General features: G+C 66.5%; 15 protein-coding genes. 11 read left to right on the forward strand and 4 right to left on the reverse strand.

Annotated features, from left to right (window positions below; translation table 11 throughout):
* Positions 1 to 13: 13 nt before the first annotated feature.
* From ACH49N_RS14460 to ACH49N_RS14470, 3 genes are read right to left on the reverse strand one after another with little or no spacing between them, the layout of a single operon-like run.
* Positions 14 to 1,078, reverse strand: a complete 1,065-nt coding sequence (locus tag ACH49N_RS14460) for an iron-siderophore ABC transporter substrate-binding protein (protein WP_358273231.1) — start codon at positions 1,076 to 1,078, stop codon at positions 14 to 16.
* Entirely contained in the window at positions 1,075 to 8,127 is a 7,053-nt protein-coding gene (locus tag ACH49N_RS14465; RefSeq protein ID WP_358273229.1) for an amino acid adenylation domain-containing protein, read from the reverse strand. The genes ACH49N_RS14460 and ACH49N_RS14465 overlap by 4 nt, the downstream gene beginning before the upstream one ends.
* A gap of 58 nt (positions 8,128 to 8,185) precedes the next feature.
* On the reverse strand, positions 8,186 to 8,833 hold the full coding sequence (locus tag ACH49N_RS14470; protein ID WP_109333727.1) for an isochorismatase family protein: 648 nt from the start codon (positions 8,831 to 8,833) through the stop codon (positions 8,186 to 8,188).
* Between the two features lie 197 nt (positions 8,834 to 9,030).
* On the opposite strand from ACH49N_RS14470, the gene ACH49N_RS14475 reads away from it, so the two are divergent.
* From ACH49N_RS14475 to ACH49N_RS14525, 11 genes are all read left to right on the forward strand, one after another.
* The gene (locus ACH49N_RS14475) at positions 9,031 to 9,627 is read left to right on the forward strand and encodes a DUF4178 domain-containing protein (protein WP_250777008.1); all 597 of its coding nucleotides are present in this window, start codon (positions 9,031 to 9,033) and stop codon (positions 9,625 to 9,627) included.
* Complete coding sequence (locus tag ACH49N_RS14480) at positions 9,624 to 10,130, forward strand: DUF2617 family protein (RefSeq protein WP_250777007.1); 507 nt, start codon at positions 9,624 to 9,626, stop codon at positions 10,128 to 10,130. The genes ACH49N_RS14475 and ACH49N_RS14480 overlap by 4 nt, the downstream gene beginning before the upstream one ends.
* Positions 10,127 to 10,540 carry a DUF4247 domain-containing protein gene (locus tag ACH49N_RS14485; protein WP_201453403.1) on the forward strand — a complete coding sequence of 138 codons (414 nt, stop codon included), beginning with the start codon at positions 10,127 to 10,129 and terminating at the stop codon, positions 10,538 to 10,540. The genes ACH49N_RS14480 and ACH49N_RS14485 overlap by 4 nt, the downstream gene beginning before the upstream one ends.
* Positions 10,541 to 10,568: 28 nt before the next feature.
* Complete coding sequence (locus ACH49N_RS14490) at positions 10,569 to 11,039, forward strand: DUF350 domain-containing protein (protein WP_159923712.1); 471 nt, start codon at positions 10,569 to 10,571, stop codon at positions 11,037 to 11,039.
* A gap of 4 nt (positions 11,040 to 11,043) precedes the next feature.
* The gene (locus ACH49N_RS14495; protein ID WP_358273227.1) at positions 11,044 to 12,609 is read left to right on the forward strand and encodes a polyamine aminopropyltransferase; all 1,566 of its coding nucleotides are present in this window, start codon (positions 11,044 to 11,046) and stop codon (positions 12,607 to 12,609) included.
* A gap of 141 nt (positions 12,610 to 12,750) precedes the next feature.
* Positions 12,751 to 13,305, forward strand: a complete 555-nt coding sequence (locus ACH49N_RS14500; protein WP_358273225.1) for a MarR family transcriptional regulator — start codon at positions 12,751 to 12,753, stop codon at positions 13,303 to 13,305.
* Positions 13,306 to 13,399: 94 nt separating this feature from the next.
* On the forward strand, positions 13,400 to 14,599 hold the full coding sequence (locus ACH49N_RS14505; RefSeq protein WP_358273223.1) for a homogentisate 1,2-dioxygenase domain-containing protein: 1,200 nt from the start codon (positions 13,400 to 13,402) through the stop codon (positions 14,597 to 14,599).
* Entirely contained in the window at positions 14,566 to 15,456 is an 891-nt protein-coding gene (locus ACH49N_RS14510) for a hypothetical protein (RefSeq protein ID WP_358273277.1), read from the forward strand. Before ACH49N_RS14505 ends, ACH49N_RS14510 begins: the two co-directional genes overlap by 34 nt.
* Positions 15,453 to 16,643, forward strand: coding sequence for a fumarylacetoacetase (gene fahA / locus ACH49N_RS14515; protein ID WP_358273221.1), 1,191 nt, complete (start codon positions 15,453 to 15,455; stop codon positions 16,641 to 16,643). Before ACH49N_RS14510 ends, fahA begins: the two co-directional genes overlap by 4 nt.
* 43 nt (positions 16,644 to 16,686) lie before the next feature.
* Positions 16,687 to 17,469, forward strand: coding sequence for an enoyl-CoA hydratase (locus tag ACH49N_RS14520; protein ID WP_358273220.1), 783 nt, complete (start codon positions 16,687 to 16,689; stop codon positions 17,467 to 17,469).
* A 56-nt stretch (positions 17,470 to 17,525) separates the two neighbouring features.
* Complete coding sequence (locus tag ACH49N_RS14525) at positions 17,526 to 19,049, forward strand: acyl-CoA synthetase (protein WP_358273218.1); 1,524 nt, start codon at positions 17,526 to 17,528, stop codon at positions 19,047 to 19,049.
* On the opposite strand, the gene ACH49N_RS14530 is transcribed toward ACH49N_RS14525, so the two are convergent.
* Positions 19,050 to 20,084, reverse strand: coding sequence for a LacI family DNA-binding transcriptional regulator (locus ACH49N_RS14530; RefSeq protein WP_159923726.1), 1,035 nt, complete (start codon positions 20,082 to 20,084; stop codon positions 19,050 to 19,052).
* Between the last annotated feature and the right edge of the window lie 104 nt (positions 20,085 to 20,188).

The following is a 20,188-nucleotide window of genomic DNA, read 5'->3' on the forward strand; positions in this document are numbered from 1 at the left end:
CGCTGTGGGGGAACTAGCTGGTCGAGACGTTGTTCGCGGCCTGCGAGAGCTGCGGAACAAGCTTGTCGAGCAGCCACGGCATGCTCAGGACATTCGGTGAGCTCGACGCGAACACCAGCGGCGGGTCGGTCAGGCCGAGGTAGGAATTGGTGCGCACCGACTTCAGACCGGCGAACAGCGGGTTCGACTGCACCTCGTTCTGCAGTTCCGGCGACAGATACCACGCGAGCAGAACATCCGGGTTGTACGTGGGCAGCAGTTCGAGGCTGACCGGAGCCGCGAACTTGGTCTGGTCGCTCTTCTCCCGAAGCTGCTGCGCGAGTGGGTCGACGGTGAACCCGAGGCTGGCGAGCATCTTCAGCCGCGGATCGGTGTCGAAATAGAAGTTGTACGAGCCCGGCTCGGTGCCGCTGCCGAACGCCACGGTCTTGCCGGCGAACTCGGGATGCTGCGACTTCTGCTCGGCCAGCGTCTCCTGCGTCTTCGTGACCAGTTCCTCGGCCTGCGCGGACCGTCCGAGAGCCTTTCCGACGGTGGTGATCTGGTCTTCCCAGCTGGTCGCCCAGCGCCGTTCCGGATATGCCACCGTGGGCGCGATGGCCGACAGCTTGTCGAACTGCTCCTGGTTCAGTCCCGAGTGCACGGCGAGGATGACATCGGGATCGAGCGATGCAATCTGCTCGTACGGCATCTCCTTGCTCGATGCCGTCAGCAGTGTGGGCTCGGCGTTCGGGTCGAGTTCCTCGAGGCGTGCGCGCGACCACGGCAGGAGGCCGTCGTCGGTTCCGGTATCGGACTTCATGTTCTGGACGGCGACGGGAACGACGCCGAGCGAGAGTGCGGCATCTTCGCTGCCCCAGCCGAGCGTGATCACACGCTCGGGGGCTTCCGTGATCTCGGCGGTGCCCAGTGCCGACGAAATCGACACCGGGAAGGCCGACGCATCGGCCTGTCCGGTGGCGGATGCCGTCGAGTCGGTCGAGTCGGATGTCGACTCGCTGCAGGCACCGGCCAGCAGAGCGGTTGCCGCGAGCATCACGATCCCGGCTCTGCGCCAGTATCTTCCGGACGTTGTCATCGATCTCCCTGTTCTCTTACTTGATGGGTCTGTGGGGTGTGTGAGTCGAACGCGGCCAGTGCCTCGTTCACCACCGTGCCGACCTCCCCGATCCAGCGGGGTTGGGTCATGTCCTTGTGCTCACAGTCGAGGTCGTGATTGACGATCGTGCCGTTCACGAAGGGCTCCCAGAGTCGGTGCGTGGCCGCAGTGGCGGGATTGCGTGCCGCCGTGAAGAAGAGCAGGTCGGAATTGACGACGATCTGCGAGGGCTCGGACTCGAGGCGCACGGCGTTGGCGAAGTTGTCGATCATCGCAGCGGGGGTGTGCTCGTTGATGCCGGCGAGTGCGCTGCCCTCGCCGCGGAGGATGTCGATCACCTGCTGCCTCGTCAGTCCCTCCGCGAGAAGCGGTTCCGGGTCGTACCCGACCATGTACAGCAGTGCGGCCAGCGCGTCCTGCTCCGTCGGCATGGATGCCCAGGCGTCGGACGGGAAGGAGTCGAGCATCACCAGCATGCCCAGCTCGTCACCCTGCTCCTGGAGCGCGCCCGCGATGGCGTGTGCCACCACGCCGCCGAGCGACCAGCCGAGGAGGTGGTACGGCCCGGTCGGTTGCACCGCGCGCATGTGCTCGAGGTACTCGGCGGCCATGTCCTGAAGGGTCTCGGGTGGGCGGGACGAGGTCGACAGGTTCGACGCCTGCACCCCGTACAGCGGGTAGTCGGGGTCGATGTGCCGCAGCAGTCCCGAATACCCCCAGCTGATCCCGCCTGCAGGGTGGAAGCAGAACACGGGCGGCCGGGAGCCCTCGGTGCGGAACGGCAGCAGGACGGCGAGCGCGTCGGCGTCGGAATCGTCGTCGAGGCGGCCCGCGAGTTGCGCGACGGTCGGCGCGGTGAACAATGACGCCACCGTCGCGGTCACGGACAGCCGTTTCGAGATCTCACTCATCAGCCCCGCGGCCATCAGCGAGTGGCCACCGAGGTCGAAGAAGCTGTCGTCGATACCGACTCGCTCGAGGCCGAGCGCCTCGGCGAACAACTGGCACAGCACTTCCTCGCGTGCCGTGCGCGGGCCCCGTTCGGACACCTGCAACGACAGGTGCGGGACGGGCAGCGACGACTGGTCGAGCTTGCCGTTCGGGAGGGTCGGGAACTCCTCGACCGCAATGAATGCCGCGGGAATCATGTAGTCGGGCAGACGGCTGGCGGCACGGCGGTGCAGTTGGTCGGGGTCGATGCGGCCGCCGGGAACCGACGTGGCATACGCGACCAGACGCTGATCACCGGGCCGGTCCTCACGCACCACGACCACGACGTGCTCGACGTCCGGGTCGCCGGCGAGCACGGACTCGATCTCGTTGAGTTCGATGCGGAACCCCCGCACCTTGACCTGCGTGTCGGCGCGGCCGGTGAAGTAGATCTGCCCGTCCCGGCCCCACCACACGACGTCCGATGTCCGGTACATGCGGGTGCCGGGGTCACCGAACGGGTCGGCGACGAATCGTTCGGCGGTCTTGGTGCTCTGGTGACGATAACCCTGGGTGACGCTGGCTCCGGCAAGGTACAGCTCACCGGATACCCCGGGTGGCACCGGCCGCAATCCCGAATCCAATACGTACGCATGCTTACCCGGATCGATGACGCCGATCGGCACCGGGCCCTCGTGTCCCGGCCGCACCAGGGCCAGCGTGGCGTTGACCGTGCACTCGGTCGGACCGTAGGCGTTGAACAACCGCCGGCCGGGCGCATACCGCTCGATCAGCTGGGCAGGGAGTTTCTCGGCACCGAGCATCAGATCGACTCCGTCGGGGATCGAATGCTCGGGCGGGAACGCGGCCGCGAAAGATGGCGGGACACCCACGAAGTTCACGCGGTGGTCGCGGATGACACGCGCGAGCGGTTCACCCGGGACCCGGTCTGCGTCCGTGGCGACCACCAGCGTTCCGCCCGACAGCAGACCCCACATGATCTGCCAGAACGCGAGATCGAAACTGATCGAGGAGAAGTGCAGTGCCCGGGTAGTAGAGTCCATCCCGATCACGTCCGACTGCAACGACAACAGGTCCGCGATACCGCGGTGCGGGACCACGACGCCCTTCGGCACACCCGTCGAACCGGACGTATAGATCAGGTACGCCGCGTCGTCGAGTCGCAGTGGCCGGGTGCGATCACGGTCCGTGACAGGTACGGCGGGGTGCGCGGACAGAAGCGTCCGAACCTCAGGGTCGTCCAGGTCGATCAGCGGAATGCTGCCGCCCAGCGGGCTGCGATCCGGTACCCCGACGGACGAGGTGACGACGGCGACCGGGGAGCCGTCGGCGAGCATGTGCGCGATCCTGTCCGCCGGATACGTGGGGTCGATCGGTAGGTAGGCGGCACCGCTCTTCAGCACGGCGAGAACGGCGACGATCAACTCGGCTGATCGGTCGAGCGCGAGGGCGACCACGTCGCCCGGTCCCGCACCCCGCGCAATCAACAGCCGCGCAAGTATATTCGCGCGCGTATCGAGCTCGCCGTACGAAAGGGACGTCGCCGGCCGGACACCGCGTCCCACGGCGAGAGCCTCGGCGTGCGGCGTGCGGGCCACCTGCGCGGAGAAGTACTCGTCGAACGTGCGGGCCTCGATGCTGTGGCCCCGGTGTGACCACGTGCCGAGCACCTGCGCACGCTCGACGTCGGTGAGGATGTCGAGTCTGGTGATGGATTCGTCATGACGGGAAACGAGTCGCTCGATCACCACGGCGAGGCGATCGGCCAGTGAATCGACGGTGGCGTCGTCGAACAGTTCGGTGGAGTACTCGATGGTCACGTCGACCCCGCCCTGACCGGCGTGTTCCTGGAAGCGAAGTGCCAGGTCGAATTTCGCGGACGTGGCGTCGAGCATCCGCACCGACGATTCCGCGCCGTCGAATCGCTGCGGTGAACCGTCCTCCTTCCAGTGCGACAGCATCACTTGGAAGAGCGGATGGCGGGCGCTGGACCGCGGCGGGTTGACCAATTCGACGATACGGTTGAAGGGGACGTCGGAGTGGTCGACTGCCTCGAGGTCGACCCTCCGCACGCGGTCGAGCAGCTCGTCGAATGTGGGAGCCCCCGACACATCGGTGCGAAGGACGACGGTGTTGACGAAGCAGCCCACCATGCCGTCGAGGTCGGGGTGGCTGCGGCCGGCGACGGGGACACCCAGCGCGATGTCTTCACCGGCACCGAGTCGCTCCAGCAGCACCGCGACCGCGGCGTGGACGATCATGAAGAAACTGGCGCGCCGCTCTGTCGCGAGCGCTTCGATCGCGGCGTGCAGCGACGGCGACAAGGTGCGGTGCACGCTGGCACCGCGATGGGTCGGCAGCGCTGGGCGCGGCCGGTCCGTGCGCCAACCGAGCTCCAGCGGCAGCCCTGCCAGTTGCTTCTCCCAGTAATCGAGCCGGCCGCCGGAGGCACGTTCGCGCTGCCAGACCGCGACATCCGGATACTGCAGGGGGAGAGGTTCGAACACCGGCGGGCGGCCGGCGCGGCGGGCGTTGTAGGCGAAGGCCAGGTCGCCGAGCAGTTTCGACTGCGACCACTCGTCCCCGATGATGTGATGGATCAACAGGACAAGGGTGTGCTGCGGTTCGTACAGGACGGCGCGCAGCGGCGGTTGCTCGGCCAGTCCGAGGCCCACCGTGGTGATTGCCGAGATGTGGGCTTCGATGTTGCCGATGTTGCCGACCCGTTCGAGGCGGACCTGCGACTGCTCGGCGGGCAGCACAACCTGCTGCGGAACGGAGTCGACGAGGGGAAAGACCGTACGCAGCGACTGATGCCTCGTGACGACGTCCGCGAGTGCAAGGGCGAGAGCGTCGGGATCCGGTGCGACGTCGAAGTCCACCGCCAGGCCGAGGAGATACGTTCCGCCGCCCGCAGCGCTGTCGAGGAACCAGAGCCGTTCCTGCGCGGGAGACAACGGCACAGCCGTGCCCTCGGGAATGCTCCGCGCGAAGGGGCCGGAGGCGGTGCCCGTTCTCCCGGTCTCGTCGACGCGCGCGGCCACTCCGGCCACGGTGGGATTGTCGAAGATCGTCGCAACACGCAGCGCGACACCGAGTTCCGCACCGATCGACGACACCAGGGCGGCCGCCAGCAGGGAGTTGCCGCCCAGCGTGAAGAAGTCGTCGTGAATGCCGATCTGTTCGGCCCCGAGCACAGCGGTGAACAGGGGAAGGATGCGGTGTTCGGTGTCCGTGCGGGGACCGTCGGCGGATGCCCCACGCCAGCGCGGGACGGGCAGTGCCGCCTTGTCGACTTTGCCGTGGGACGTCAGCGGCAACCGCTCGAGAAGCGTCAGCGTGGACGGTGTCATGTACCCGGGGAGCATGCGTATCAGGTGCCCCCGCACCTCGTCCTCGATGACGTCCGGATCGGTCCCGGGTTCCGGCACGACATACCCGACGATCCTGTCGTCCCCGGCCTTCGGTGCATAGACGGTGGCGACGGCGGCACGCACCCCGGACACCGCGGTCATCGCGGCCGTGATCTCGCCGAGTTCGACGCGGTACCCACGCAATTGGATCTGGTCGTCGATCCGGCCGCGGTAATCGAGGGAACCGGTGGCGTCGTAGCGCGCGAGATCGCCTGTGCGGTACATCCGTTCCCCGCCCGGCACGAATGGATCGGCGACGAACCTGCTCGCGGTCAGCCCGCGACGGCCGAGATACCCCGGCGACACACCGGGCCCCGACACATAGATTTCTCCGGTGATGCCCGGCGGTACCGGACGCAGCCCCGGTCCGAGGACGTAGGTGCGCAGATCACCGAGGGGAACCCCGATGTCGACGGAATCGGGAGTGGTGACCCGAGCTGCCGTGACATGCACGGTGGTCTCGGTGATGCCGTACATGTTGATCAGTTCGGTGTCACCAGGTGAGCCCGCGCCGAACCAGGAACGCAGAACGGCGGGATCGAGTGCCTCCCCGCCGAAGACGACGTAGCGCAGGCGAAGTCGCTCCCGCGCGCCCTCGGCGTCGAGTGCATCGACCAGATGGCCGAAGGCCGACGGTGTCTGGTTCAGCACGGTGACACCCTCGTCGACCAGTAGCGCCGCGAGGTCCGCGGGCGAGGTGACCACATCCTCCGGGACGGTGACGAGACGCCCGCCGTAGAGCAGGGCTCCCCACATCTCCCACACGGAGAAGTCGAAGGCATACGAGTGCAGCAGTGGCCAGCAGTCGTCGGCGGTGAAGGTGAACCACTCACGGGACGCCGCGAACAGGCGTATCACGTTGCGGTGCGGGATGGGAACTCCCTTGGGCACACCGGTGGAGCCGGACGTGTAGATGATGTACGCGATGTCGCCGGCGCGAACCGTGCTGTCCGGGAAGGGCGAGGGTTCGGTCTCGGTGACGTGGTGGTCGATGCGGGGGAGGTGGCCAAGCAGTTCGGTGGAGCCGATGGCCAGAGTCGGTTCGGCGTCTTCGAGGATGAAGCGGACGCGTTCTGCCGGTGACGAGGGATCGATGGGCAGGTAAGTCGCCCCGCACCGCAGGACAGCGAGGATCGCGACGATCAGTTCGGTGCCCCTCGGCAGGCTGACGGCCACCACGGTGCCGCGGCCGGCGCCTGCGTCCTGAAGTCGACGCGCGAGAATTCCGCTGCGGCGAGCGAGTTCCCGGTACGTCAGCTCGTTCACCGCCCGACGATCCGCGTGACGGCCCGCCTGCGCAAGGAAGGTTGAGGCGATCGTTTCGGCATCGGCATCGGCATCGGCCTGCTTACTCCGGTGCAGTCCGGCCGACCACTGCCACAGCGCCCACTCGTCGGCGGCGCAGAGGTCTACGGTCGCTACCGGCCCGGGCGCGGACGAGATTCGCTCGAGGTACTGCGCGAACCGGTGCAGGTGGACCCGCATCTCGTCTGCGCTGTACACCAGCGGATTTCCGGCCCATTCGAGGGTGAGGTACTCGCCTGCGCCGGTCACCGAGATCACCACGTCATCCACCGGCCCGGTGGCAACCTGATGGATCACACCGCGCGACGGACCGAAACGTAGTGCCGCGTCGAAGGGTTTGACGTTGACCACCGGCCCGCCGCCTGCACTCCGATGGGTGCTCCGGACCCGCTGGAATGGGCGTGCTTTCGTCAGCTCGGCCGTCGTCCTGGCGATCACGTCGGCGAAGGTGGGGTGCCCGCCGAGTGAGAGACGCAGCGGCACGACGTTCGTCGCGGTGACCGGCGACGCGAGTTCCACGCCTGTGCGTGCGAGCACCGGGACCCGGAGAGTCACCTCGTCGGCGCCGGTGTGGGCGGCGAGGTAGCCGGCGGCCGCAGCGTAGACCGCGTCCGCCCACGTGGCGCCGTGTGCGGAGGCGGAGTCGCGGAAACCGGTCGACACGTCCGGCCCGAGTGTGAGTGCGACGCGGTGCGGATCCGCAGTCGGGCGGCGGGTGCTGTCGGAGAAGGTGACGGAAGTGCTCGCTCGCGGCTGCGGTTCGGGTAGGGCGGAGTCGAGTTGCCGGGCCTGCTCGACGTGATCCCGCAGTGTGGGAAAACGGGCGGGCCGTGGATCGGTGCCCTGGTGGAAAGCGGTGTAGAGGGCGGCGACCCGGCGCGTGAGAAGCGAATAGCCGTACGCGTCGAGAAGAACGTGTGGGGCCCGCAGATACCAGAGGGCACCGGTGTCCACGCGGATGACGGCAGTGCGCACCAGCGGACCGGCCGAGAGGAGGTCGAGCGGTCGGCGGACATCCGCCCGCATCCACTCGAGGGCGGCGTCCCGGCTCAGCTCCAAGGTCTCGACCTCGGGACTGCGATCGTGCAGCTGCAGTACGTCGACGGGTTCGGCATCGGGCTCGGCGTCGAACCGAACCGACAGCACCTCGGCCTCGTCGATCACCGTGCGTACGGCCCTCGTCAGCGCCCCGATGTCCACGGTTCCGTCGATGTCGACGTACTCGGCTGTGGTGTAGGCCGATCCGGTCTCGTCGAGCTGATGCCCGGCCCACAACTCACATTGAGCAGCGGTTAGACACAGTGCTGTAGTGCCCTCCGCAGTTTCCGTGGCGGACGGCGACGATATCGAGAGGGACATCTGACGGTGCTCCTGGTATTTGTCGGCGTGGTATTCCGGCTTGCGACCTCTGCGGTGGTCAGCCGACTTCGAGGGGGGCGAGCGCGGATACCAGGGCGTCGGTGGTGAGTACCGAGCCGCATCGCTTGGACGCGTACGTCAATGCCATCAGATGCTCTTCGCGACTGAAATCCGCGGTCGCGTCGGAAACGAGGAAGGGTTGGACGTCCGACATGAAAGCCTCGGCCGCGCTGAGCATGCACCCCATGTGCGTGTAGACGCCGGTGACGATCAGCTGATCACGACCGTGGTGGCCCAGCAGCTGCCGGAGGTCGGTGCGCTGAAATGCCGAATACCGCCACTTTGTCACCTGGATGTCGCCGGCGCGTGGTGCCAGCGGTTCGATCACCTCTGTGTCGCGGCCCGACGAAAGTCCGGGTCCCCAGAAATCGGCGAGAATGCCACGTCGTGAGGGGTGTTGGTCGCCCGGTTGCATCGTGTAGACGACGGGAATCCCTGCAAGCGAGCAGGCTTCGCGGATCCGGATCATGTTGGCGAGCGCGGTCGACATCGGCTCCGAGTGCACGTCGTAGGCGTCGATGAAGTAGTTCTGCATGTCGTGGATGAGCAGTGCGGACCGTCGAGGGTCGAGACGCCAGGAGACTTTCGATTCGGGTACTTCGGAAACATCCGGAATCGGGTACGTCGCAATCGGCGGGATGGCCATGTATTCCCTCACTGTCGGTCGAGCCTTGGAAGAACCCCTCGGACATTCGGTTAGGCTAACCTTTGCTACATCGCTTGTGCAATCGGTACGTCCTGCGCTCGGGGAAGACCGGAGGAGGCGTCGCACAGTAAGGTGACACACCGGTGGGGGCCGGTCACGGGCCTCACGTGCCGGAGCCGCCGAGCCAGGAGAGACCGTTGACCAAGCTGCTGTTGTTGCTGCTGATCGTTGTCGTGATCGTCGGCGTCGTGCTGATTCTGCGGAGCCGGACAGGCAAGAAGTCTGCGCCCCCAGCCCGCGTCGATCCGCTCGCCGACTACCCCGAGGTATACGACCCGTACAAGATCGGTGTCGGCGACATCATCACGTACGCCGGCATCGACCACGTGGTGCGCGGCACGATCACCCTCGACGAAGAGGGATACATCTGGCACGAACACCTGCTCGACGGCTCGACCGGGCAACGGTGGCTGACCGTCGAGAACGATGAGGGCAACCTCGAGATGACGCTGTGGATGCGGCGTGAAGGCACCGGACTCGAGCCGAACGGTGACGTCATCCTCGACGACCGGGTGCACCGGCAGATCGAGCGCGGTACTGCCTCGTTCACCGCGGAAGGCACTACCGGGACGGCGCCCAGCGGCATCGTCGACTACGCGGACTACGAGACCGCCGACAAGACCGGACTGCTGTCGTTCGAGCGCTGGGCCCGGACGCAGTCGTGGGAGGTATCCACGGGCCGCGCCGTCACCCGCAGTGAACTCACCGTCATCCATTCGGGTCCACCGCAATGACGTTGCACATCCTGGACGTCGAGTCACGGGATGTGACGGCCCGCGCACTCGGTCTCGTCGTGAACGCCGAAATCCCGGTTCCGCTGGCACAACTCACCGTCGTGAACGGAAACGACTCCGTCGTCCTCGGTGTGCTCGGTGCGTCACACGCGGTCAGAGCCTCCCTCGGCGGGCACCACATCACCGAGCAGGTGTCGTGTGATGCGGTGCGGGCCGGCGGGCAGCCGCTGCCCGTGTCCGAGAGGGCGAGTGGATACCACTTCACGTCCGACACCCGGACGGTCGACCGCGTCCACCTCGAAGAGACCGCCGACTGGTTGCGCCGTCAGGCCACCGAGGCGGACGGGTGGATCTGCGGATCGTTCCCCGGCGACCCCACCGCGTTGACGGCCCTGACCGCACAGTCCGGGCACTCGGGCGGGTGGGCCTGGCAGACCTGGCACCTGTATCCGGGCGAGAAGGACGGGGTAATCGTGGAGACGCGAAGCAGGTGGCAGCCATGACACGCAACGCCAGGCGGGCGCTGATCGCCCCGCTCCTACTCGTGATGCTGGTGCTCACCGCCTGCGGCGGCAACATCCGCGACTTCATCGGAGACACGTACGCGCTCCAGAACACCTCCGGCGACGCCAGGACGTACACGTCCAAGGATCCCATCGGAACCACGGTGTCGAAAATTGTCAGCGAAGAAGCGCCGGCCGCCCGCAAAGCCGACGGTGGCAGCGAGTACCTGCGCTACGACGACGACATCGTCACCGTCAGCGGGGCCCCGGGCGGCGGCAGCCTCATCCGCGTCGAAGACATCGACGGCCGGTACCGAAGCGGTGGATTCGCCTACCTGGGGCCGGGATTCAACCCCGGCTCACCGGCCGGTGGCGCGGGCGGCAGTGGCGGATCCGGCGATGCCAAATGACCATCGACCTACAACTCGGGAGTAGTGCGTGAACATCACCTATACGGCCGCAGCCACCGAAATCGGCACCGTCGACGCCGGGCTCCTCGTAGTCGGCATGCTCGGAACCCTGGCGTACTTCGTGGTCGGGATCGCCGTCCTCGGGGTCGGCTTCCTGGTTCTCGACCTAGCCACGCCCGGCAACCTCCGGCACCAGGTGTACATCGACAAGAACCCGAATGCGGCCATCCTGCTCGCGTCCAACCACCTTGCTCTCACCGTCATCGTCGTCGCGGCCATCCTCACGAGCGACGACGGGTTCGCCCAGGGGCTCGCCGATTCCGCGGTCTACGGTCTGTTCGGGGTGCTCCTGCAGGTGATCGCGCTGCGTCTCATGAACCGCCTACTGCCGGGGCAGCTCGTCGAACTGGTCGGCAACCCGAAGATGTGTGGTGCCGCGTGGGCGGTCGGAACGTCGCTCTTCGCCATCGGGCTCGTCAACGCCGCCGCGCTCACCTGAACCGATGACTGCGGTGGCGGCACAGTCCGAGGCGAAGCGGGCGCTCGACGGACGTTCCCGCGTCCTCCTGCTCGCTGCGGTCGCTGCCTGCGCCGCCTGCGGTTTGATTTACGAACTGGCATTGCTCACCCTCTCGATCAGCCTCACCGGCGGCGGCATCACCCAGACCTCCCTGATCGTTGCCGGATTCGTGGCGGCCCTGGGTGTGGGCGCTCTCGCGGCCAAACCTCTGCTCACTCACGCCGCCGTGTCGTTCGTCGCCGTAGAGATCGTGCTGGGCCTCGCCGGAGGATTCAGCGCAGTCACGCTGTATGTGACGTTCACGTTCTTCGGTTCCAGCGCAGTGGTTCTCGTCCTCGCCACAGCGCTCATCGGTGTCCTGGTGGGCGCCGAAGTACCCCTGCTGATGACTCTGCTGCAGTCGGGGCGGAGCGACAACGACGCCGAAACGACGGGCAAGGTGCTGGCCGACCTGAACGCCGCCGACTACGCGGGCGCACTCGTCGGGGGATTGCTGTGGCCGTTCGTCCTACTTCCGATCGCCGGCATGATCCGCGGCGCCGCCATCACCGGGATCATCAATCTCGTGGCGGCTGCGGTCGTGGCGCTGATCCTGTTGAGGTGGCAGCTGAGCGTGCGCACCCGACTGCTCGCGGTGGTCGCGCTGCTCGTGGCGGCCGCAAGTATCGCCGTGTTGCTGGTGCGCGCCGACAATATCGAAACCACATCACGGCAACGGCTGTACACCGACCCGGTGGTGGCTGCCGAACGGTCGCAGTACCAGGAAATCGTCATCACCGAACGCGGCGGCGACGTGCGTCTGTTCCTCGACGGCGACCTCCAATTCTCGAGCGCTGACGAGCACCGCTACACCGAATCCCTCGTCTACCCGGCGATGGCCCGCAACCCGGAGAGGGTGCTGATCCTCGGCGGGGGTGACGGTCTCGCCGCCCGGGAGGTATTACGGATGAACGGCGTGCGAGAGATCGTGCAAGTAGAACTCGACCCCGCCGTGATCGAACTCGCCACCACCCGCCTCGCCGACCTCAACAAGGGTGCACTGCAGGATCCCCGCGTGCACGTGGTGATCGACGACGCCTTCCGGTGGCTGCGGGATCCACCCGTCACCGGCTTCGACGCCGTCATCGTCGATCTTCCGGATCCCGACACCCCGGCACTCGGACGCCTGTACTCCACCGAGTTCTACGGGCTCGCGACCCGTGCGCTCGAACCCGGCGGCCTGATGGTCGTGCAAGCGGGAAGCCCCTATTCGACACCGGACGCGTTCTGGCGGACCACGTCCACGGTCGCGTCGGCGGGCCTGAGTGTCACGCCGTACCACGTACTGGTGCCCAGCTTCGGCGACTGGGGGTTCGTCCTCGCCTCCCCGGAGTCCGAGGCGCCGTCGCTACGCCTCCCGCCGGACGCGCCCGAACTGCGCTTCCTCGACGGTCCCACTCTCGCGGCGTCCGCGGTCTTCTCCCGCGACCGACCCCCGCGCGAACTCGAGCCCTCCACGCTTGACAGGCCGCTCATCGTCGACGACATGCGTAGGGGTTACCAGCGCTGAGCGCTGCGGCTCCGCCGCCTGTGAGTACTTCTTAACTACTGATTGTTAATAAGTACTCACGGGCGCAGTTGGTTAATAGATATACTAAATGCGACGGTGGCAGGCAGTCGGCCCGCCACCCGGTCGCGATAGGGTTCCCTCATGACCGATGACGCTGCGCCGGTGCCTGTCGAGGTGCCCGAGCGCCTCGACTTCTGGTCGTTCATCGAGCTGGCCAATCGGCGTTTGAGCACCGATTACGGTTCGACGCACCAACTGGCGACGCAGGTTTTGCTCACGCTGAACCGAGCGTCCAATGTGGTGACCTACGACCTCGAGTCGTCGATCCACCGTCCGCGAGGGCTGTCGTGGTCGTCGTTCCGGCTGATGTTCGTCACCTGGCTGGCCGGGCCGATCGATGCGAAGAGTGCGGCCGAGCTCACCGGCATGAGTCGGGCTGCGGTCTCCAATCTCACGAAGTCCCTGGTCGGCGCCGGTCTGATGGAACGAACACCCGATGAGCGGGACGGCCGATCGGTGCAGCTGTCGCTCACCGAGCGCGGTCGCCGGGAGATCGGGGAGATTTATCGTGAGCAGAACGAGCGCGAACATGCGTGGGCAAGCGTGCTCACCGAACCTGAGCAGCGCATTCTCGTCATGCTGCTCGACAAGTTGATCACCAACCGTAGCCAGTTCGACGTTCGCGGACGCAACTAGATCCTTCTGGCGTCGTTATCGGCCTGTGCTTGCCATCACGCCCTCAAACTAGTTAATGTGTTTACTAAGCGACGACACATCGAGGAGGCCGATCATGGCGTTCTATCGGCAGGCGGGCAACATCCCGCCGAAGCGGCACACGCAGCACCGTGACGAGGACGGTCAGCTCTACTTCGAGGAATTGATGGGCGAGGAGGGTTTCTCCTCCGATTCGTCGTTGCTGTATCACCGGCACATTCCCTCGGCGATCGTCGACGCCACGGTGTGGGAGCTGCCGGATCAGACCACGACGCCCAACCATCCGCTCTCGCCGAGGCATCTGAAGCTTCACGACCTCTTCCCGGAGTCGGTTTGGGCAGGAACCGACGTCGTAACCGGACGTCGGTTAATCCTCGGCAACGGTGACGTGCGCATCTCGTATGTCGTCGCCGGCAAGGAATCGCCGCTCTACCGCAACGCTCTCGGCGACGAGATGGTATACGTCGAATCCGGCGCGGCCACACTGGAAACCGTTTTCGGTGCGCTCGAGGCGAAGCAGGGCGACTATGTCCTGATCCCGATGTCGACCACCCATCGGTGGATTCCGACCGGTCCGGACCCGTTGCGCGCCTACGCAATCGAGGCCAACAGTCACATTGTCCCGCCGAAGCGGTACCTGTCTCGGTTCGGGCAGCTACTCGAGCACGCACCATATTGTGAACGCGACCTCCATGGTCCGGGGGAGACGTTGCAGGCCGAGGGCACCGACGTCGAGGTGCTCGTCAAGCACCGCACCTCGCACGGCATCGTCGGCACCCGGATGGTGTACGCGAACCATCCGTTCGACGTGATCGGGTGGGACGGTTGCCTCTACCCGTATACCTTCAACATCTCCGACTACGAGCCCATCACCGGGCGCGTGCACCAGCCGCCGCCGGCGCATCAGGCGTTCGAGGGCAACAACTTCGTCATCTGTAACTTCGTGCCCCGCAAGGTCGACTACCACCCGTTGTCGATTCCGGTGCCGTATTACCACTCCAACGTGGACTCCGACGAAGTCATGTTCTACTGCGGCGGCGACTACGAGGCCCGCAAGGGTTCCGGCATCGGACAGGGTTCCATCTCCGTCCATCCCGGCGGGCATGCCCACGGTCCGCAACCCGGTGCCTACGAACGCAGCATCGGGGCCGAGTTCTTCGACGAACTCGCGGTCATGGTCGACACCTTCCGGCCCCTCGAACTCGGCGAAGGAGCGCTGGCGTGCGAGGACTCGGGCTACGCCTGGACCTGGGCGGGACGGGGGCCGGCGCAGTGACCGGCATTCCCGCGCTCTTCACTGGTCTGTGCGACGACGCCGCCCTGTTTCCCCCCGGCAATGCGCCCTTGCCCGATGCCATCCCCGCGCACACACGTCACCGGACATCACCGTACGCAGACCTGGTCGGCCCGTTCGTCTTTCCGGCCTCTCGGGTGAACGAACTCACCCCGGCCGAGCTCGACGTGAGTCTTACTCTGCCGGGCGGCCCGGCCACTCTGGAGGCCGCACTCACGCGCATTGCCGCGGTGGAGGGCGTCACGCCGGTTTCCCTCGAAATCGCGGTTCCGGCGGAGCAGTCGGCCGCGGACTTCATGACCGCGTTGCAGGTTCTCGAGACCTTGACGGCTGGACTCGATGTGTTCGTCGAGATTCCACGCGACGAGAGGCGTCCTGACGTGCTGGCCGCACTCGTGGGTACGTCGGTCTCGGCCAAGTTCCGTACCGGCGGTGTCGTTGCGGAGGCCTACCCGGACGAAGGTGAACTCGCCGCCGCCATCCACACCGTGGTTGCGACCGGGGTCCCTTTCAAAGCGACGGCCGGACTGCACCATGCCGTGCGAAACACGGATCCGGACACTGGGTTCGAACAGCACGGCTTCCTCAATGTGCTGCTCGCCACCCGGCACGCCCTCGGCGGTGCCACCGTCACCCAACTCGCCGCGACACTCGCCGAACGCGACGGCGCACTTCTCACGCAGGAGCTCGGTGACCTCTCCGACGACGTGGTCGACGCCGTGCGCTCCGCGTTCCGTTCCTTCGGAACCTGCAGCGTCCTCGAGCCGCTCGAAGACCTCGTCGGGCTGCAGCTCGTTCCGTCGTCCGTCCTCTCCACAGAACAGGGAACCTCCGCATGACCACGCTCGACATCCACGACGATTCGCTTTTCGGGATCGACAACCTGCCATACGGCGTGTTCTCGACGGCGGACTCGGCCCCACGGGTCGGAGTGCGGGTGGGGGATTCCGTCGTGGATCTCGCCGCCACACTCGGCGACGACGTCTTCGCGCAGCCGACCCTCAATGCCTTCATGGCGCAGGGCAGGGGCCGGTGGGTGGTGGTCCGACGGCAGATCACCGAACTGGTGCAGGGAGACGTCGACGCGGCTGCCGTGTTCGCGGTCGACGAGGTCACCATGCATCTGCCGGTGGATGTGGCGGACTACGTCGACTTCTACGCGTCCGAAAACCATGCCACCAACCTCGGACGGCTGTTCCGGCCCGACTCCGAGCCGCTGATGCCCAACTGGAAGCATCTGCCGGTCGGCTACCACGGTCGGTCGAGCACCGTCGTGGTGTCGGGCACCGACGTCATCCGGCCGTGTGGGCAACGCAAGGCCCCGGCTCAGGACGCCCCCGACTTCGGTCCGTCCCTCCGCCTCGATATCGAGGCGGAGATGGGCTTCCTTGTCGGCGTCCCGACGAAGCTGGGGGAGACCATCACACCGGATCAGTTCGCGCAGCACGTGTTCGGCGCCGTGGTGGTCAACGACTGGTCGGCCCGCGACATCCAGGCGTGGGAGTACGTGCCGCTCGGCCCGTTTCTCGGCAAGAGCTTCGCGACCTCCATCTCGCCGTGGGTGGTGCCGCTGCTCGCCCTCGAGGCCGCTCGCATCGACACCCCGACCCAGGATCCCGAGCCGCTACCGTACCTGCGCGGCGAGGAGAAGTGGGGCCTCGACATCGATCTGACCGTCGAGTGGAACGGGCACGTCGTGTCGCGGCCGCCGTACGCGCAGATGTACTGGTCGCCTGCGCAGATGCTCGCGCACACCACTGTCAACGGTGCCGTCGCGAGTACCGGTGACCTGTTCGCGTCGGGCACCATCTCGGGTCCCGAGAAGAATCAGCGCGGTGCGTTCATCGAACTCACCTGGGGTGGCAAGGAACCTGTCCAGGTCGGCGACGAGACCCGTACCTTCCTCGAGGACGGCGACGAGATCGTCATCTCCGCCACCGCGCCGGGCCCGAACGGCAGTCGCATCGGCTTCGGTGACGTCCGCGGTCGTATTCTGCCGGCAACACCACCTGTGCGTACTTCTTAACCGGGGAGGGTTAACAAGTACGCACAGGTGGTAGGCAGTAGGCATGACCCAGAACTTCGTGGACACCACCGTCGAGCCGGACACCGGCGTCGCGTTCCTCACCCTGAATCGGCCCGAACAACGCAACCCGCTGTCGTCCGAGGCGATGCGGGAGGTCACCGCGGCGCTTCGGAAACTGGGCGGCGACGACACCACCCGTGTCGTCGTCATCAGGGCGGAAGGACCGGTTTTCTCCGCGGGACACGACCTGAAGGAGATGATAGGTCGCACCCTCGAGGACGAGCAGGCCATCTTCGACACCTGCGTGGAAATGATGCAGACGGTTCAGGACATCCCGCAGCCGGTGATCGCGTCGGTGCAGGGCGCCGCTGTCGCGGCGGGCTGTCAGCTGGCCGCCTCGTGCGACCTCGTGGTGGCGTCGTCGGACGCCGTGTTCGGGACTCCGGGTGTGAAGATCGGACTGTTCTGCTCGACTCCGATGGTGGCGCTCAGCCGCGCGATCGGGCGGAAGCGGGCACTGCAGATGCTCCTCACCGGTGACACCATCGACGCGGCGACGGCCGCGGACTGGGGGCTGGTCAACAGCGTTGTCCCCGCCGCGAAGCTCGCGGACGAGACCACTGCCCTCGCCCGGAAAATCACGAAGGCCAGTCCACTGACGGTGAAAATCGGCAAGCAGGCCTTCTATCGGCAGATCGAATTGCCGCAGAATCAGGCGTACGAGGCCATGGCCGACACGATGGCGGCCAACGCCGTCACGTGTGACGCGCAGGAAGGCATGCAGGCGTTCGTGGAGAAGCGAGCACCGCAGTGGCAGGGGAAGTAGGTGTCGGCATGGTGAAACCTCTGCCGTCATAGTTGGACGTCCTATAACCTTCGGGCATGAGTCTGGATCCGCGTACCGATACCGTCGACGGAGTGCTCCGGCGCTCGGCCGCCAAGTTCCCCGACCGCACGGCTCTGCTCTTCGAGGAGCGCACGTGGACGTACCGCGAACTCGACGACGCGGTGAGCCGGGCCGCCGCGTACCTGCGGTCCCTCGGGCTTCGCACGGGGGAACGCGTCGCCGCGTACGGCACCAATTCGGATGCCTACGTCATCGGGTTCCTCGCCTGTGCGCGTGCCGGTCTGGTGCATGTACCCGTAAACTACGCACTGAAGGGTGACGAGCTGACCTACCTGGTGTCGCAGTCCGGCAGCAGTGCGGCACTGGTCGACCCGGCGCTGGCAGGAACATTCGACTCCGTCCGCGATGGGCTCGACCTGCGCCACGTCGTACCCCTGCGCGACGCCGAGGGTTCCCTGCTGTCCCACAGCAGTTCCGGTGACGTACCCGTCCTCGCGGAGCTGGTCGCTTCTACTGACCTGGCCCAATTGCTGTACACGTCGGGCACGACATCGAAGCCCAAGGGCGCCATGATGACTCATGGTGGTCTCGTGTGCGAGTACGTGTCTTCCGTGATCGCGCTCGCGCTGAACGACCGCGACAATCCGTTGATCTGCATGCCGCTCTATCACTCGGCGGGCATGCACGTCTTCATGTTGCCCTACCTGTCGGTGGGAGCTTCGGTGAATCTCATGCAGGCTCCGGACATCCCGGAGATTCTGCGGCGAATCGAGGCCGATCGCATCGGATCGCTGTTTCTGGCCCCGACGGTGTGGGTGCCGCTCGCCGGACATCCGGATCTGGAGACACGCGACCTGTCCTCGCTGAAGAAGGCACAGTACGGCGCGTCGATCATGCCGGTGACGGTGCTGAACCGGCTGCGTGAACGCTACCCTGACCTCGGTTTCTACAACTGTTTCGGCCAGTCCGAGATCGGTCCGCTGGCCACGGTGCTGCAACCGGAGGAGCACGAGGATCGGCCGTCGTCGTGCGGCAAGGCGGTGTTCTTCGTCGAGACGCGGGTGGTGGATCCGGACGGCAACGACGTCCCGGACGGCACCCCCGGTGAGATCCTCTACCGTTCACCCCAGCTGTGCCTGGGGTACTGGGACAACCCCGATGCCACCGCGGAGGCGTTCCGCGACGGCTGGTTTCACTCGGGTGACCTGGTCACGCGCGACGCGGGCGGCTATATCACCGTGGTCGACCGTATCAAGGACGTCATCAACACCGGCGGCATTCTCGTGGCCTCACGGGAGGTCGAGGACGCCGTCTATACGCATCCGGACGTGGCCGAGGTGGCCGTCATCGGGACGCCGGACGACAAATGGATCGAGGCGATCACCGCGGTGGTGGTGCTGCGGGAGAACGCGGCCGGAGTGACACCCGACGGGCTCATCGCGCACGTCAAGGAGCGCATCACGCCGTTCAAGGTGCCGAAGCAGGTGGTCTTCGTCGACGAACTGCCCCGCAATCAAAGCGGCAAGTTGCTCAAAAGGGAACTGCGAGCGACGCTCTGATCACCGCCTGGTCGACGCCCTCTCGACGAGTTCGACGGGAAGTTGCACCGACTCCACGTCGTGGCCGGCGATCAGTGACAGCAGGTGACGCACGCCTGTCGCCCCGATGAGACGGGCCGGCGATCGCACCGTCGTCAGCGGCACCGGTAGCTGGGCGACCACCGGAATGTCGTTGTAGCCGACCAGTGCGAGGTCGTCCGGTATGCGCAGACCGAGGTCGCGGGCGACACCCAGAACACCGATGGCGATGGTGTCGCTGACGGTGAAAATCGCGTCGGGACGCGCGTCGCGGTCGAGCAGGATGCCGGCGGCTTCGACGCCACCCGACACGTCGAAGTCCGAGCGGACGAGGCGGTCCGCGGGCAGTGTGATCCCGTCTTCGGCCAGCGCGTCGCGGAACCCTGCCACCCGGCCGCGGGAAGTGCTGGCGTGTTCGGGCCCCGCGATGACGGCGACGTCGGTGAAACCCCGATCGAGGAGGTGCCGGCCGGCGAGGTATCCGCCCCGGTGGTCGTCACCGGACACGAACGGCAGTCCGACGTCGGCATGCCGGTTGAGTTGGAGCATCGGCAGAGCACCCACCGACAGTGATTCGACGAACTCCTGTCCGGGGCTGTGCAGACTGCTGAGCAGTAGCCCGTCCACCTGCCTGCTGACGAGGAACTCGATGGCTTTGCGCTGGGCGTCGAGATCGTCCGGCGGGCTGGACAACAGGACCGAATATCCTGCGGCCGTAGCGGTCTCCTCGATGCCCTGGAACATGGTCGCGACCACGCCGTCGGTGAGCCGCGGCATGACGACACCGAGGGTGGTGGTCTTGCGCGTCCGCAGGCTGGCCGCCCACAGATTTGGTTGGTAGCCGAGTTCGACCGCCACCTCGCGGACTCGCAGAGCGGCCTCCGACCAGCCGTCCGCGGGTTCGGGCTGCCGGAGCACGCGGGACGCCGTCGACACGTGGACACCGGCGCGTTCCGCGATCTCTCGCAGGGTCGGCGGACGCCCGGAGGTGCGTGTCGGGCGGTCCGGCAGGTTCACAGGCAATCCTCGCGCTCGGGGGTGGGAGTACGGCCTGCCGCGTGGTTGACGGCGACCGGGAACGCGCCCTAGTCTACGTGACGAAATCGTTCGTGCAATCGTTC

The organism is Rhodococcus sp. NPDC019647 (assembly GCF_044389235.1).
GTDB lineage: Bacteria > Actinomycetota > Actinomycetes > Mycobacteriales > Mycobacteriaceae > Rhodococcus_F > Rhodococcus_F oxybenzonivorans.